This window comes from Paenibacillus sp. GSMTC-2017 (assembly GCF_016019935.1).
In the GTDB taxonomy this organism is placed as follows: domain Bacteria; phylum Bacillota; class Bacilli; order Paenibacillales; family Paenibacillaceae; genus Pristimantibacillus.
Genome location: NZ_JAECMT010000002.1, coordinates 471,541 through 486,727 on the forward strand (window position 1 = coordinate 471,541; position 15,187 = coordinate 486,727).

19 protein-coding genes are annotated in these 15,187 nt (G+C 41.9%); all 19 read right to left on the reverse strand.

The window, feature by feature from the left end:
- Positions 1-10: 10 nt before the first annotated feature.
- Positions 11-1,909: a 1-deoxy-D-xylulose-5-phosphate synthase gene (dxs, locus tag I6N90_RS09575; protein ID WP_197935291.1), complete on the reverse strand. Its 1,899-nt coding sequence runs from the start codon at positions 1,907-1,909 to the stop codon at positions 11-13.
- A gap of 115 nt (positions 1,910-2,024) precedes the next feature.
- Positions 2,025-2,939, reverse strand: a complete 915-nt coding sequence (locus I6N90_RS09580) for a polyprenyl synthetase family protein (protein ID WP_442950953.1) — start codon at positions 2,937-2,939, stop codon at positions 2,025-2,027.
- A 2-nt stretch (positions 2,940-2,941) separates the two neighbouring features.
- A complete protein-coding gene (gene xseB / locus I6N90_RS09585) occupies positions 2,942-3,199 on the reverse strand; it encodes an exodeoxyribonuclease VII small subunit (RefSeq protein WP_197935293.1) in 258 nt (85 codons plus the stop codon).
- Entirely contained in the window at positions 3,177-4,553 is a 1,377-nt protein-coding gene (gene xseA / locus I6N90_RS09590) for an exodeoxyribonuclease VII large subunit (RefSeq protein ID WP_197935294.1), read from the reverse strand. The genes xseB and xseA overlap by 23 nt, the downstream gene beginning before the upstream one ends.
- Positions 4,554-4,561: 8 nt before the next feature.
- A complete protein-coding gene (gene folD / locus I6N90_RS09595; protein ID WP_197935295.1) occupies positions 4,562-5,422 on the reverse strand; it encodes a bifunctional methylenetetrahydrofolate dehydrogenase/methenyltetrahydrofolate cyclohydrolase FolD in 861 nt (286 codons plus the stop codon).
- A gap of 54 nt (positions 5,423-5,476) precedes the next feature.
- Positions 5,477-5,920 (reverse strand): transcription antitermination factor NusB, encoded by a 444-nt coding sequence (nusB, locus tag I6N90_RS09600; RefSeq protein ID WP_197935296.1) that lies wholly within the window; start codon positions 5,918-5,920, stop codon positions 5,477-5,479.
- Between the two features lie 112 nt (positions 5,921-6,032).
- Positions 6,033-6,263 (reverse strand): DUF2273 domain-containing protein, encoded by a 231-nt coding sequence (locus tag I6N90_RS09605; RefSeq protein WP_197935297.1) that lies wholly within the window; start codon positions 6,261-6,263, stop codon positions 6,033-6,035.
- 14 nt (positions 6,264-6,277) lie between these two features.
- Positions 6,278-6,835: an alkaline shock response membrane anchor protein AmaP gene (gene amaP, locus I6N90_RS09610; protein WP_197935298.1), complete on the reverse strand. Its 558-nt coding sequence runs from the start codon at positions 6,833-6,835 to the stop codon at positions 6,278-6,280.
- A gap of 99 nt (positions 6,836-6,934) precedes the next feature.
- A complete protein-coding gene (locus I6N90_RS09615; protein ID WP_197935299.1) occupies positions 6,935-7,342 on the reverse strand; it encodes an Asp23/Gls24 family envelope stress response protein in 408 nt (135 codons plus the stop codon).
- A gap of 102 nt (positions 7,343-7,444) precedes the next feature.
- Positions 7,445-8,833: an acetyl-CoA carboxylase biotin carboxylase subunit gene (accC, locus tag I6N90_RS09620; protein ID WP_197935300.1), complete on the reverse strand. Its 1,389-nt coding sequence runs from the start codon at positions 8,831-8,833 to the stop codon at positions 7,445-7,447.
- Positions 8,834-8,880: 47 nt separating this feature from the next.
- The gene (gene accB, locus I6N90_RS09625; RefSeq protein ID WP_197935301.1) at positions 8,881-9,381 is read right to left on the reverse strand and encodes an acetyl-CoA carboxylase biotin carboxyl carrier protein; all 501 of its coding nucleotides are present in this window, start codon (positions 9,379-9,381) and stop codon (positions 8,881-8,883) included.
- 227 nt (positions 9,382-9,608) lie between these two features.
- A complete protein-coding gene (locus I6N90_RS09630; RefSeq protein ID WP_197935302.1) occupies positions 9,609-10,226 on the reverse strand; it encodes a SpoIIIAH-like family protein in 618 nt (205 codons plus the stop codon).
- Between the two features lie 55 nt (positions 10,227-10,281).
- Entirely contained in the window at positions 10,282-10,911 is a 630-nt protein-coding gene (locus I6N90_RS09635; RefSeq protein ID WP_197935303.1) for a stage III sporulation protein AG, read from the reverse strand.
- 29 nt (positions 10,912-10,940) lie between these two features.
- Positions 10,941-11,666, reverse strand: a complete 726-nt coding sequence (gene spoIIIAF, locus I6N90_RS09640) for a stage III sporulation protein AF (protein ID WP_232242927.1) — start codon at positions 11,664-11,666, stop codon at positions 10,941-10,943.
- A gap of 58 nt (positions 11,667-11,724) precedes the next feature.
- Positions 11,725-12,945, reverse strand: coding sequence for a stage III sporulation protein AE (gene spoIIIAE, locus I6N90_RS09645; RefSeq protein WP_197935836.1), 1,221 nt, complete (start codon positions 12,943-12,945; stop codon positions 11,725-11,727).
- Positions 12,946-12,953: 8 nt separating this feature from the next.
- Positions 12,954-13,349 carry a stage III sporulation protein AD gene (gene spoIIIAD, locus I6N90_RS09650; protein WP_197935838.1) on the reverse strand — a complete coding sequence of 132 codons (396 nt, stop codon included), beginning with the start codon at positions 13,347-13,349 and terminating at the stop codon, positions 12,954-12,956.
- 9 nt (positions 13,350-13,358) lie between these two features.
- Positions 13,359-13,562, reverse strand: a complete 204-nt coding sequence (gene spoIIIAC, locus I6N90_RS09655; protein WP_197935305.1) for a stage III sporulation protein AC — start codon at positions 13,560-13,562, stop codon at positions 13,359-13,361.
- Between the two features lie 15 nt (positions 13,563-13,577).
- Positions 13,578-14,093: a stage III sporulation protein SpoIIIAB gene (spoIIIAB, locus tag I6N90_RS09660; RefSeq protein WP_197935306.1), complete on the reverse strand. Its 516-nt coding sequence runs from the start codon at positions 14,091-14,093 to the stop codon at positions 13,578-13,580.
- Positions 14,090-15,130, reverse strand: coding sequence for a stage III sporulation protein AA (spoIIIAA, locus tag I6N90_RS09665; RefSeq protein WP_197935307.1), 1,041 nt, complete (start codon positions 15,128-15,130; stop codon positions 14,090-14,092). Before spoIIIAA ends, spoIIIAB begins: the two co-directional genes overlap by 4 nt.
- Positions 15,131-15,187: the final 57 nt, after the last annotated feature.

Here is a 15,187-nt window from a genome sequence, read left to right on the forward strand (position 1 = left end):
TCCTTGATCGTTACACTTGTCCTGTAACGCGTTTAATCCTTTGGGGGAACATTGCTCTTACTTCTGTAGCAACACGCTCTGCTGTCAAACCAGCTTCTACATATTGCTGCCCGATTGAACCATGCTCGATAAACTCATCTGGTATACCGATAATGTGAACAGGTACGTCATATATACTTCTTTGGGAATAGAATTCAAGTACAGCGCTACCTAAACCTCCTAGCACCGAACCTTCCTCGAGTACAATAAGACGTTTACCTTCTTCTGCTAGAGACAATAACATCGTCTCATCCAAAGGTTTAATAAATCTTGCGTTTACGATTTGCACATTAACACCATCGGCACTTAGAATGTTAGCAGCTTTCTCAGCTACTGCAATCATTGGTCCTAGAGCTAGTATAGCGTACGAATCCCCTTCACGAATCGTTTCCCAAGTACCAATTGTAATTGGCTGCGGATTGGCATCTAGTTCAACACCAACACCGTTTATTCTAGGATAACGAACTGCAATCGGACCATCGTTGTAATCAAAAGCCGTTTTCATCATACGACGTAGTTCATTTTCATCCTTAGGCATCATAAGCACTAAGTTAGGTATATGACGTAAGAAAGGAATATCATATACACCATGATGTGTTTCACCATCTGGTCCTACGAATCCTGCACGATCTATTGCGAACACTACATTTGCATTTTGTCTACAAATATCATGTACCACTTGATCATACGCTCTCTGTAGGAATGTAGAATACACAGCATATACAGGCTTAAGACCCTCCATAGCTAGTGCCGCAGACATTGTTGCAGCGTGTTGCTCTGCGATTCCAACATCTATCATACGTTTCGGATATTTTTGTGCAAATTCCAATAGCCCTGAGCCACCTGGCATAGCTGGAGTTATCGCTATAATCCGCTCATCTTGATCAGCTAGTTCAATAAGCATGTCACCGAACACTTTTGTATACATAGGTGGACCTACAGATGCAACCATTTGGCCCGATTCAATCTTGTATGGAGAAGCACCATGCCACTTATGGGAGTCTGCTTCAGCAGGTAAATATCCTTTACCTTTTACGGTTAACACATGTACCAGAACTGGACCAGGCATAGAATCAGCTTGCTTCAAAATATCAATAAGCCCTTCCACGTCATGTCCGTCTACTGGACCTAAGTATGTTAATCCGAATTGCTCAAACAAAATACCGCTAACGAGCAAATACTTTAGACTGTCCTTAACTCGTTCAGCTGTTTTCGCAAGCTTACCACCAATTGCCGGTATTTTGTTTAACAGATACTGAAGTTCATCTTTTGCTTTATGGTAATGTCGGTCTGTTCTAATTTTTCCTAGATAATGATGAAGTGCACCAACGTTAGGTGCAATAGACATCTCATTATCGTTTAAAATAACGATCATGTCCCGCTTCTCATGACCGATATGGTTAAGTGCCTCTAAAGCCATACCGCCTGTAAGAGCACCATCACCAATTACAGCTACGACACGATTAGATTCACCTTTTAAATCTCTACCTAGAGCCATGCCCATTGCAGCTGATAAAGAAGTGCTACTATGTCCAGCTTCCCAAACATCGTGTTCACTTTCAGCACGCTTTACAAATCCGCACAAACCTTTAAATTTTCTAAGGGTATCAAAACGATCCATACGCCCTGTCAAAATCTTGTGCACATAAGATTGATGACCCACGTCAAATATAAATTTATCTTCCGGACTATTAAATAAGTAATGCATAACCAAGGTCAATTCGACGACACCCAAATTGGGAGCTAGATGCCCACCTGTAACAGAAAGCTTCTCAATAAGAAATTGTCGGATTTCTTCGGAAAGTTGCTCTAGTTGAGCAACATTTAGCGTTTTCAAATCTTGAGGTCCGTCTATTTGATCTAGCAGCACGTTACTTTCCTCACTTTCGAGAACAGCTATGGAGCCGTCCTATACACATCTACATTTTACCTATTATATCATATTGCCATTCAGTTGCCCAATTTTCTGACAGTTACAGAACTTGTCAATGGTCCCGTTGCACTAAATAATCGGCAATCTGTAGCAATCGTTCAGGCTGGGCAAGATTTGCTTCTACTATGGCATTTTTCGCTTCTTGCGTTAGCTTTTTCACTAATGCGATACTTTCTTCCATTCCAATAAGGAATGGATAGGTTACTTTCTGCTGGGCAACGTCACTATTCGTTTTTTTACCAAGCTTCTGCTCATCGCCAATCAAGTCCAAAATATCATCTTGGATTTGAAAAGCTAACCCAATATTTCGGCCATAAAGCGCAAGTTTATCTAGTTGTTCCTCATTTGCTCCACCAATTCTTCCACCTGCTACAACCGAAAATACAATCAAATCACTCGTTTTATGCAAATGGATGTACTCAAGCTCATTAATAGAAGTAATACCTTGTTCACCAAGCATGTCTGCCGCCTGACCACCAACCATACCCGATGCTCCTGCATACTTTGCTAAATCATCAACGATTGCAAGTGCTATTTCGGGTTTCACATTGCCTTGACGAGCAGCTTGCGGAATGAGGCGAAATGCATGTGTGAGCAGAGCATCACCTGCTAGTATAGCCATTGCTTCACCAAATACTTTATGGTTTGTTGGCTTTCCCCGACGGAAGTCATCGTCATCCATCGCTGGCAGATCATCATGGATCAATGAATATGTATGTATATATTCAACTGCACAAGCAATTGGCATAGCATCATCACAAATAACCGATGATCCCTGTATAGCATGTGCTGTAGTTAAAACCAGTGCAGGACGAATCCGCTTACCTCCTGCATCTAGAGAGTATTGCATCGCATCACGAAGAAGTTGTGGTACATCCCAATCCGTTGGAAATGAAGATTGAAGCGCCAACTCGATCTTAGACGCGCAGTCTTTCAGATAGGTAGCAGTTGTCACGCTAGCGTTCAAGCTCATTCCCCTTTATCTTCGTTTGTAGCTACAAACGGTTTTTTCTGGAAGCCTTGTTCTGATTCGATCAACAATTCAATTTTGCTCTCCACTTGCTCAAGTTTACTACCACAAAGATGGGAGAGCTTCATTCCTTCTTGGAACAATTCGATTGCTGTTTCAAGAGGGACATCACCGTTTTCAAGCTTTGCGACAATAGACTCAAGACGTTCCATCGCTTGCTCAAAACTTAGCTCATCACTTTTCGCTGCTTTTTTCATTGTTCCAACCTCCTGTCAGGGATTCAACGCGACAAGTTATACTACCATCTGCGAGTTTAACTTGAACGTCATCGCCTACCGTAACATCTTGAATCGATTTAATTAATCGTTTTTTGTTTTCATCATAGACGAGACTATAACCTCTTGCCATTACTTTTAATGGGCTTAATGCATCGAGTTGCTTAATCCCACTTTGTAACCGCAACTTTCCAGACTTTACTAATGCAGCCGAAGCAATCTCTAATTGATGCGTGGCTCCGCTTAATCGTTTAGCGGCATAAATGACACGTTCACCAGGATGATGAGCTGCTAATTGAGATTGGAGCTTTGCTAATTTACTATGTTCTTTCATTGTCAGTCGAGATGTTCTTTCATGGAGCTGCTCTTTGAGACGATCTAGACGCTGAGCTTGATCCAGTAAATATCTACGTGGGTATAAGAAGAACGGAGATCTCCGCACACGCTGGAGACGTTCTTTATCTACCCGAACAGATAGACGTAGAGCAGAAATTAATCGTTGCTCCAAACGGTTTTTCCCTTGTGCAAGTTCAGCAACATGAGGAACAGCAAGCTCTGCTGCTGCTGTAGGTGTTGCTGCTCGTAAGTCAGCAACAAAATCAGATATTGTAAAGTCCGTTTCATGACCGACTGCACTTATTATTGGTATAACCGATTTAGCTATTGCTCTCGCCACTACTTCCTCATTGAATGCCCAAAGTTCCTCTAAAGAACCTCCGCCACGACCTACAATTAATACGTCGCATTCCCCAAAACGATTCATTGCTTCTATTGCATTCACAATTGTAGGCGCTGCTTGTTTACCCTGCACTTGAACCGGATAGATATATACCGGAATCAGCGGATATCTACGCTGAAGTGTAGTTATAATATCACGCACCGCAGCACCTGTAGGTGAAGTAATTACACCAATCGATTTCGGAAATGATGGCAATGCCCTTTTTCGAGAAGAGTCGAATAGCCCCTCTTGCGCAAGCTTGCTCTTAAGCTGCTCATAAGCAAGATATAAGCTACCGATCCCATCAGGTTGCATTGCCATTACATAAAATTGATAATTACCATCTCGTTCAAATACAGAAATATTACCTCTTGCAATTACTTTTGTACCTTCTCGAGGAATAAATGGAAGCCTAGTATTGTGAGATGCAAACATCACACATTTTAGCTTGCTGTCACTATCTTTGAGCGTAAAGTACATATGACCACTGGAATGATGAGTGAAATTAGAAATTTCTCCACGTAACCAAACATCACCTAAGACGAGGTCAGTCTCTAGTTTCATTCGAATGTATTTATTTAGCTCTTTGATCGAGTATACTTTAGGATTAGTTCCCATTTGATGCTTTACACCTCGATTCCGTTTGCCCTTCTAGCCGCCGTAATCGTGTTTTTCATTAGCATAGTAATGGTCATAGGACCTACACCACCTGGAACAGGGGTAATATATGACGCAGCTTCTAAACAATCATTAAAATCAACGTCACCTGCTAATTTTCCGTCTGGTAGACGATTGACTCCAACATCAATTACAATCGCACCAGGCTTCACATATCGGCTGTCGATTGCTTTAGCTTTACCTATTGCAACTACAAGAATGTCTGCTTGTTTAGCGATTTGCTCCATGTTTGTTGTTCGAGAATGACAAATCGTTACGGTAGCATGCTCACGTAATAACAAGTTTGCTACAGGTTTACCAACGATATTGCTACGCCCGATCACTACTGCATGTTTACCTGCGATGTCAACGCCTTGGCGCTTAATGAGTTCAATAACACCAGCAGGAGTACATGGCAATAAACTGTCATCGCCAATAATAAGATTTCCTACACTTTGAGGATGGAAGCCATCTACATCTTTATCTAAACGAATTGCATCAATTACTGCTTTTTCATTAATATGATTTGGAAGTGGAAGCTGAACTAAAATACCATTGATTGTAGATTGTTCATTCAGACGATTAATGAGCGCTAGTAGCTCGGACTCTGTTGTAAGCGCATCTAAACGATGCACCTCAGAGTAAATGCCTAACTGCTGACAAGTCTTTTCTTTGGAACCTACATAAACTTTTGATGCAGGGTCTTCACCAACAAGTACAACTGCTAAACCCGGAACAACATTTTTTGCTTTTAGAGCGGTAACTTCCTGTAAAATCTCGCCCCGTATTTCATCAGAAATTTTTTTACCATCAATAATTTGTGCGCTCATAACCGCTTCAGACTCCTTTGTCCTATAGTAGCTACTTCCCCAAAATTATAATCGTTATTGTTTCAGCTCTTCGATTTCTTGCAACAACTTGCCTAGAACACCATTTACGAACTTACCCGATTCCTCAGTCCCGAAATGTTTAGCAACCTCAATCGCCTCATTAATTGCTGCTACTGGAGGTACATCGTCTCTAAATACCATCTCATAACATGCAAGTCTTAACACTTGTCTATCGACACGCGATAAACGGTCTACTTGCCATCCTGTCAAAAACTGCTGTAGCATTCCATCGATTACTTGTTTGTTTTCCAAAACACCGTTCACAAGTTCACGAACGAACTCGTCTGTACTGCCAATTTCAGATGGATCTGCTTCTATTTCATTTTCCTGACGTAGTTCTTCCATCAACATTTCTATTGCTTCTGATGCAGTAACTTCGTTCATTTCCAATTGGTAAAGACTTGATACTGTTATTTCTCTCGATAATCTACGTTTCATGTAGTATCCACATCCGTTCTTGCCAAATATTTTTTCAGAAAAAAACTATGATCTCCTCCCTGCCCCGAATAAGCGGCTGTCCGAAATCCGGAGTACGGAGGAGACCACAGAATTATCGAAATGGTCTAAATTTATCTTGAAGTGAGTACCATACTCTCTGTAAAGAAAATTCTTCACCATTCGTTTGCTCTTTACCTTTTCCAAACCAATAACCGATGGCGACGAGCAGCGCTACAAAGAGCATGTCCCAGAACCCAAATGCTAAATAAATGATTCCGAAAAACAACCCAACTGCTGCGCCAACCAAACGTTTCCAATAGATTTCCCAGAACTCCCTCCACATCGGTAAGTTCACCTCTATTCTACGCGGCTTTTGAATGTATTTGCTTGAATAACATTAGCAACAAACACAGCTACATTCGTAACTGGTATTCCCGTAATTTCTTCTATATGTTCTTTGACCGCACGCTGAATTTCTTCAGTTAACGTTGGTATCGAATGTTCACCATCAATAATTGCACGAAGCACAATTTCAAGACCTGCATCATTTGCACGAACACGTGCTTTAATGTCTTTTACGCCACGTTGTTTAACAGCAGTCTTCAGTGCCAAGTTTTCAATCGTTTCAATTGAAATTCTAATGTCTCCGAATTCTGTGCGTTGGTCAATTGATTGAGCAGAAATTGAACTACGCTGGACAGATACAACTACTAATCTCACACTAATAAGAAGCAATACACAACCTAGCACTCCACTTGTAAATGAAAGTGAATCACGACTAAAGTAATCGTCCAGTACATCAACTATATTGTAAGCAGATACCCAACCAAAGCCCAAACATATGATGACTACCGAAATAATCCCGATGACGATGCTATACAAAAACAAAAGAAGCTTGTCCACAACTTTTATCAACGCATCCACTCCTCCAGTCAGACCTAATGAAAACCCCCTTGTGCCGAGCGGCATGCCCAATCACGAGGGGGTTGTACGAAATCAACGCTTCATTTGTTATTATTTAACTCTGTTTAGACTATCTTCTTCTACAATCTTCTCAGCAGGTTTGAAATGAACATCATGGATATGAACATTCACTTCTACTACATGAAGACCAGTCATCATCTCAATAGAACGTTTCACATTCGCTTGAATTGCTGAAGCAACCTCAGGAATTTTGTTACCATACTCAACGATGATAGATACGTCTACCGCAGCTTCTCTTTGACCTACTTCAACCTTAACACCTTTAGACAAGTTTTTGCGACCAAGCAATTCGGCAATACCGCCTGCAAGTCCACCACTCATCCCTGCTACGCCTTCCACCTCAACTGCAGCAAGTCCAGCAATAACTTCAATCACTTCAGGTGCAATCTGAATCGTACCGATTTCTGTTTTTTCGTAGTCAGCAGCTATCGTACTCATGTTCGTTGTACACCTCCCTAATATTGCGTGCACTTGGCTCATGCCAAGTATTGATCCGCATCTTATTTCTATACTATAACATTCAGCTTGAAATATGACAAACTATACAGACTTGTTCAAATCTCCGCTAATTGCCGCTTCCGGGGCATTAATATCATGCTCCTCCAGAAATTTAATGTCGAAATCGCCCTGCACAAATTTAGGATGATTAAGAAGCTTAAGATGAAATGGAATAGTTGTGCGAATTCCTTCGATTGCGAATTCAGATAAAGCACGTTTCATTCGTGCAATCGCTTCTTCACGTGTTCTTCCCCATACAATAAGCTTAGCGATCATCGAATCATAGTGAGGAGAAATCGTATAGCCAGGATAAACAGCGCTATCTACACGTACACCTGCACCACCTGGTGGCAAATAAAAAGGAATATGACCAGGTGAAGGCATGAAATTACGTTCCGAATCTTCAGCATTAATACGACACTCTATGGACCAGCCATTGATTGTAAGATCTTCTTGCTTAAAGGAAAGCGGATTGCCTTCCGCAACACTAATCATTTCCTTAATCAAGTCCACATTCGTAATCATCTCAGTTACAGGATGTTCTACTTGGATACGAGTATTCATCTCCATAAAGTAGAACTCTCCATCCTGCCCAAGCAAAAATTCTAATGTGCCTGCACCAGAGTATTGTACTGCGAGTGCAGCACGTACTGCAGCTTGGCCCATCTTTTGGCGCATTTCAGGAGATAATACTGGACAAGGAGCTTCCTCAACCAGCTTTTGTCTTCTACGCTGTACAGAACAATCACGTTCGAACAAATGTACAGCATTACCATGCTTGTCCGCCATAATTTGAATCTCAACATGCTTCATGCCAGTCAAATATTTCTCCAAATATACGCCAGCATTACCAAACGCTTTTTGGGCTTCTTGTTGTGCTGTCGTTATTTGCGTAATAAGAGACTCTTCATCTTCAGCAATACGGATACCTTTGCCTCCGCCGCCTGCAGTTGCTTTGATAATAACGGGATAACCGATTTCTCTTGCAACAATGATTGCATCGTCCATGTTTTCAACTAAGCCATCAGAACCTGGAATAATTGGCACGTTTGCTGTTTTCATTGTCAGCTTAGCGACCGCTTTATCCCCCATCTTACTAATTGCTTCCGGAGAAGGACCTATAAAAGTAATATTACAGGATTCACAGATTTCAGCGAAATCAGCATTCTCAGCGAGGAAACCATAGCCAGGATGAATAGCATCACATTCTGTAATCGTAGCAACGCTCATTATATTGGTTAAATTTAAATAGCTATCTTTAGATGCGGTGGGCCCGATGCAATAGGCTTCGTCTGCTAGACGAACATGAAGCGAATCACGGTCTGCTTCAGAATAAACGGCTACTGTACCGATTCCAAGTTCACGACAAGCGCGAATAATCCGCACTGCGATCTCACCACGGTTTGCAATTAATATTTTTTGGAATTTCACGTAGGAACCCCTTTCAGACGACAGTTTCCCAATTGGGAATGAAAGTTTTAGTCCGCTTTAACAAGAAACAGCGGCTGGCCATATTCAACTAATTGACCATTAGAGACCAATACTTCAACGATCTCACCTTTAACTTCTGCTTCTAGTTCATTCATAAGCTTCATCGCTTCCAAAATACAAACGACGGACTTCTCTTGTACACGGTCACCCGACTTAACGAAAGGACCTGATTCAGGAGTCGGTGAACTGTAGAAAGTACCGACCATAGGCGAAACGATCTGATGAAGATCTGCTGCCGGAGCTTTAACCGGAACCGCTTCTTGAACAGCTGGCTGCGCGCTTGTTACAACGGCTGGCTGCTGCTGAGCAACAGGAAACGGAGTTTGTGAATATGTATGCGTAATTGGAGACGCTTGCACATTCACCACTTCGGTTTTACCTGGTTTACGGATATGCAGACGTGCTCCTTCGTTTTCAATTTCGAGCTCCTGAACGGATGTTTGATCAACCAATTTGATCAATTCTTTAATCTCGCTCAACTTGAACATGAACGTAATCACTCCTCTTCTTCACATAACGTTAAACATTATATCATAAATGTGCGACAAGACGAATCATTTTTTATACAAGCTATTTATTAGCAAAATACTGCACGATCCGCCTCGCAAAGTTCGTCAGAAATTGTTGTATATTAACACAATTATAGCGAAAAAACTCCGTTCGAAGCGGCGTAAAGCCGGTTACGAACGGAGTCTTCTACAATGCCCAATATTTTCTATGGTACTGGAACGTATTGTACAGAAACTTGATCAGCGCCCACTTCCATCACGGTCATTACTTGATCAATAATGCTTGCAGCTTCTTTCTTTTCGAGCTTATCGCTTGTAACAACTACTTTAAATCTTTCGTTTTCTTCTTCAGAAATAAGCGCTATTTTATATTGCTCCATTAAAGTTGACTCCAAATTTTTAATACGGACGATCTTCTCTTCGAGCTCTGCAATTTGAGTTGAAGCTGCAGCCGATTCATCTTGTTTAACATTTACATTTGCTAATACTGACATTATTTTATCGTTAGCTTCCGCATAACTTTTTTCTCGTTTTGCTAACAACTCACTGAAGTATCCGCCTTCAGCAAAGCCTTCTTGCTCCAATTGCTTAAGCACCTGCTGATTAACTTCGCTAACCTCATTACTACCTTCAACTTTCACAACCTCATCAATGACTACTTCCGCCCCGTTTCCTGTCGCCTCTGTTACATTTTGTTCGGGTGTAGTGCTACCTGAAAGTTTGTCAGCATCATTTAAATCTTGAGTGAACAAATAATAAGCAGATAATACCACCATCAAGCTAAGCATAGATACAAGCCAAATTGTTTGTCTTTTTGTGTTCATAAGTAATTCCTCCTCAAATTTTTGTGAAACAAAAATGACTTCGTAAGTATCGATTTTATTGCTTACTCGGCACTACAGAAATTCGGTTAATCGGTACATCAACACCCTTTTCTATTGCATTAACAATTAGTCTTCTAACCATGGCGTTTTCTGCACCTTTGGCAACGATAATGACGCCGCGAATTTTGGGATTGATCGTTTTAGTAACGATTGGTTTTTGATCACCAGATACTTCATTCAAAACAACTTGGCCATCTTTTCCAATCGATGTAATGTGTCTCACCCCTCCATTTGGATCATTTTCATCTGTGATCGTCTGCGTCTCCTGTCTATGTCTTTCGACAACGATTTCCTCAGTTGATTCAACCGTTACCATTACGTCAACAGTACCGACTCCAACGATCTTTTCCAAAATTTCCTTCATTCGTGCCTCTAGCGTTCCTTCAATCGATTCAAAAGGAGAGTTCGAAGTGTTTCCCTTATTCAAGGATTCCTCAACTTTTGGCGGCGGATTGTTTTGCTGCATGGAAGGTTCTACTCCTCGAAAGGGTAGGAATGAATTTAAGAGCATAAGACCAGCTCCGATCCCTCCTACAATAAGAAGTATTCTAAGTGTTCTAACACGTTTCGGCCCACTAGGACCACCGCCGATAGCTGACTCTAATCCTTCCAACCATTTAGCCATTCCAATCCTCCTCCTTCCCTTCATCTTCGTTATTTCGGAACACTTTGGTCCGTACGTTGACGGATTAAAATATTTTTTTTATGAACGCCCCAGCCTTGTGCTAGCACGCCCTGAATGGCGATTGTTTCCGCCTTATTCACTAGGATATAACCTTGTTCCTCAGCTTGCTTCTCTGGCTCACTCTTAGTTGTAGATCCTACTTCAATGCTATTAATCTCTATATTTACTGCTACAGGTGCAACAGCCTTTATACTAGTTTCCCCTTGTTCTACAGATCCACTAGGCACAGGGGCCTTTAATGTAACGGTGATTGCCCCTATATCAGGAGTTGGCTCCCCTTGGCCTTGCTTTTTCCATACCAGTTCGACATTAATGGATTCAACTTTGTTTTCTGTTTGCTGTTCTATTTCCTTCTGCATCGCTTCTTCTAGAGTAAGCTTCGTAATTCTAGCTGCTTCTTGATTACGCTTGTCTCGAATTTCGTTTGCTCTACTTTGTATTTCTTCGAGACTAGGCATCTTAATGTCTTTTTCCATCGCTTGTTCGTTCCATATTTCCATCCCAGCATCCAATCGTGCACTCATATCAGCCTGGAAAAGACGAAGAATTGGCGATAGAATCGTAAGTAGAATAAGTAGACCAATGACAAGTCGTGCATACCGTTGCATCGCTTTGTTTGGCAGCAACAACTCAACAAGAACGGCAAGTAGAATGACTGCGATAATGTCACTAAGCCAATCACTTAACCAAACCATCACATTTAGCTCACCTCCCAAAGTTTTGCGGAGCAAAACTTACTCTTCTATTCTTTACTCAGCGGACCATAATAGCTGCATTGCCAGCTGTCAAAATGATCGTTACCGCCAAAAAGAACATGAGACTTACAGCAGCTAATGCGGCGAAAACATAGATCATTGTTTTTCCAATCGTCTGCAAGCATCCTACTATTGGAGAATCACCTAACGGTTGCATAATTGCTGCCGAGATGTTGTAAATAAGTGCGAGCGTTAATATTTTTAACGCTGGGAAAGCACTCAAAAATAAAAGAATAATTACACCAGCTAAACCGATTGCGTTTTTTGCAAGCATAGATGCCGAGATTACAGTATCAGCAGCATCAGAGAACATTCTCCCCACGACTGGAACAAAGTTACCTGTAACGAACTTTGCAGTTCGAAGCGTCACCCCATCCGTTACAGCCCCCGTTGCACCTTGAACGGAAATTACTCCAAGAAATATTGTTAGTAGTATACCGAGCAAACCAACTGCGATCGTCCTTAATAGATTAGCAAGTTGTGTCACTTTAAACTTCTCCGACAACGCGCTAGCGATATGAAGAACGGCAGAGAAGAACAACAACGGAAATACAATCGTATAGATGACTGTTCCAACGATATGAATCATAAAGATGATAAGTGGATGTAGAACTGAGACGGTTATTAAACTTCCCATTGAAGCAAGTAATGTAAGTAAGAGTGGTACCATGGCAAGCATAAAAGTAATCATATTTTCTATCGCTTCTCTCGCATAACCAATCGCGACATGAAAGCTATTAACTGCTATGATGACAAGCACCATATATGTGATGGAATAAGCAACTTTGCTAATCGTATTTCTTTCAAAAGCATTTTGCAGCGTCTCCAGCACCATGCTAAACACGGTAAGCATAATGATTGTGACGAGCAATTTGCCATTATAGAGCACCTCATGCCACAAATAACGTAGTAAGCCTTGAAAGACGTCCGCTAGCTTCATGCCGCCGCCCGGCATTATCATTTGACTAAAGCTTGGAACACCTTGATCCGGGAAATATCCACCGTACTCATCGCGGAGCTTGTTCCAATAATTTTCGACTGGTTCTGTCTCAAGGACACCAAGCTGTTCCTTAGTTAACTCTTCTGCTGTTGGTGTTGTAGTTACGCCACTTGGTTCACCTTCTGCCTTGCTAATAGAGGTCATAAATGAGAAACAAAACACAGCTACAAACAGGAATAGCATCATCTTAGCTCTGCCTCGCACGTCACCTGACGGCATCATACTGGTCAACTCCCCGCCGGCAACAATCCGATGACTGTCTCGACAATGACGCTAATAATCGGGATTGCCATGACGAGAATGAATACTTTGCCGGCAAATTCAATTTTCGAGGCGATGCTTTCTTGCCCAGCATCTCTTACAATTTGTGCACCAAACTCAGCGATATATGCGATGCCAATTATTTTCAAAACCGTCTTTAAGTAGATCGAAGGTATGCCTGATCGAGTGGCCAAATCCTCCAAAACGGTAATAACAGCTTCAATCTTTCCTATAACAAAAAGGAATATGAATAAACCTGTGAAAGCCGCTAGTAGAAAAGCGAACATCGGCTTTTGCTCTTTGACGACCAAAATGAGTACAGTTGCCATCAAGCCGATACCGACAATTTGAATAATTTCCACTTCGTTCACCTACTGGAACAAAAAGATCGTTTTGATTTCTTGGAACAATTCATTGAGCATCCGAACGACCATAAACAAGACGACCACAAATCCAATCACTGTAACCCAATGCGCCATATCTTCCTTTCCCATCTGTTTAAGAACAGAATGAATCATGGCGATAATGATGCCGATTCCAGCGATTTGAAATATAGCGCTAACATCGATATTCATAAGAAGCGCACCCTCTTACACCATCAAAATGACGATCAGTACAGCGAACAGCACTCCGAGACTTTTCCACATTTTCTCATATCGACCCTGATCGTCTCTCGCTGCATCTTCTTCAGCTTTAAGCTGTAACAATGCCAGTCGCAAATGCTTCATCTGATCTTCTTTATCACTAATACCAAGCGTAGATCCAAGCCGAAGAATGACTGACTGCTCATTACTTTTCATTGACGTTTCTCCCCAATGGGATCGAACCGCTTCTCCCCAACTCTCTTGAAAAGAAAGTCCTTCTGCTTTCCATACTCCAGCAGCCGCTGCTCTTAACATGGATGCAATTGGCTCTGTGGAAGCTTCTGCCGTCCTCTCTAAAGCTTCTGGGAGCGGTGTATGTCCATAACCAATTTCGGTCTCTAGTCGTTGTAGTGCATGAGCTAGTTGCTTCAACTGTTTCGGACGTTCTGAGAAGCGAGCTGCTTGTTGAAAACCTATCAATGTGCCAGCAATTATAATGAGGACTGCCCCAATCAACTTCATAAATCATCAACTCGATTTCGCCCTGTAAAGCTAAGTGATCCTTGTGCTTGCGACAATTCCCTACCCTTTGCTGATGAAGTTCCCGTATTCGAACCGACACTAATAATACGATGCATAATGCCGTCATTCGTACGCTTTAACTCCACAATTTGAGCAAACGTACCGTCCTGAATCAACTTTTGCAATTCTGGTCGTCCTTTAGCATCATGAACATCAAAGGCATGTGCTGTTGCAATTACACTTACACCAGCATGACTTGCTTCTTGAATGGCATCAGCATCTTCTGGCCGACCAATCTCATCGACAATCAATACCTCTGGTGACATAGAACGAAGTAGCATCATCATTCCTTCTGCTTTGGGACAAGCATCCATTACATCTGTACGCGGACCAACATCAAAAGTCGGGATACCTCGAACACACGCTGCGATTTCTGATCTCTCATCAACGATGCCTACTTTTTTTCCACCATTACTGTTCGTGTTACTGCCTGTCCATAGACCGTAACTAATCGATCTAGCGATGTCTCTAATTAGTGTCGTTTTACCTTGCTGAGGAGGTGCCAGTATAAGTGTTGAGTTGACTGTCCCCCTCGTTCGATCAATCAGCTTTGGCATAAGATGACTTGCTGCACCGATAACTTCTCGAGCGATTCGGATATTAAAACCTCCAATATCTCGAATCCCTCTTACCGTCCCACTGTCTAAAATCGTCCTGCCAGCAAGTCCAATTCGATGACCTCCAGAAACGGTAATATATCCTCTGCGAAGTTCCTCTTCCATTGCGTATAACGAATAATTGGTAATACGTTCGAGCAACTTCCGACAATGCTCCGCTGTTGGCTTAAACGCCCCTTCTGACAGCACTTTCAACGAACCGTCAACTCCAATAAATTTGGATGCTCCCTGGAATGAAACTTCCAATGGGCGCTCCTCCCTTATTCGAATTTCTTCTAGTGTCCCTTTGACATCAACAGGGAGCATATCAAGCAGCCTCTTCACCTCTAGCGGCAACAAATGCGAAACTTGGGATAGCATACTTCAATCACTCCCTTATGATTGTCTAACGTCCATACATATTTATGCTTGTCTGCT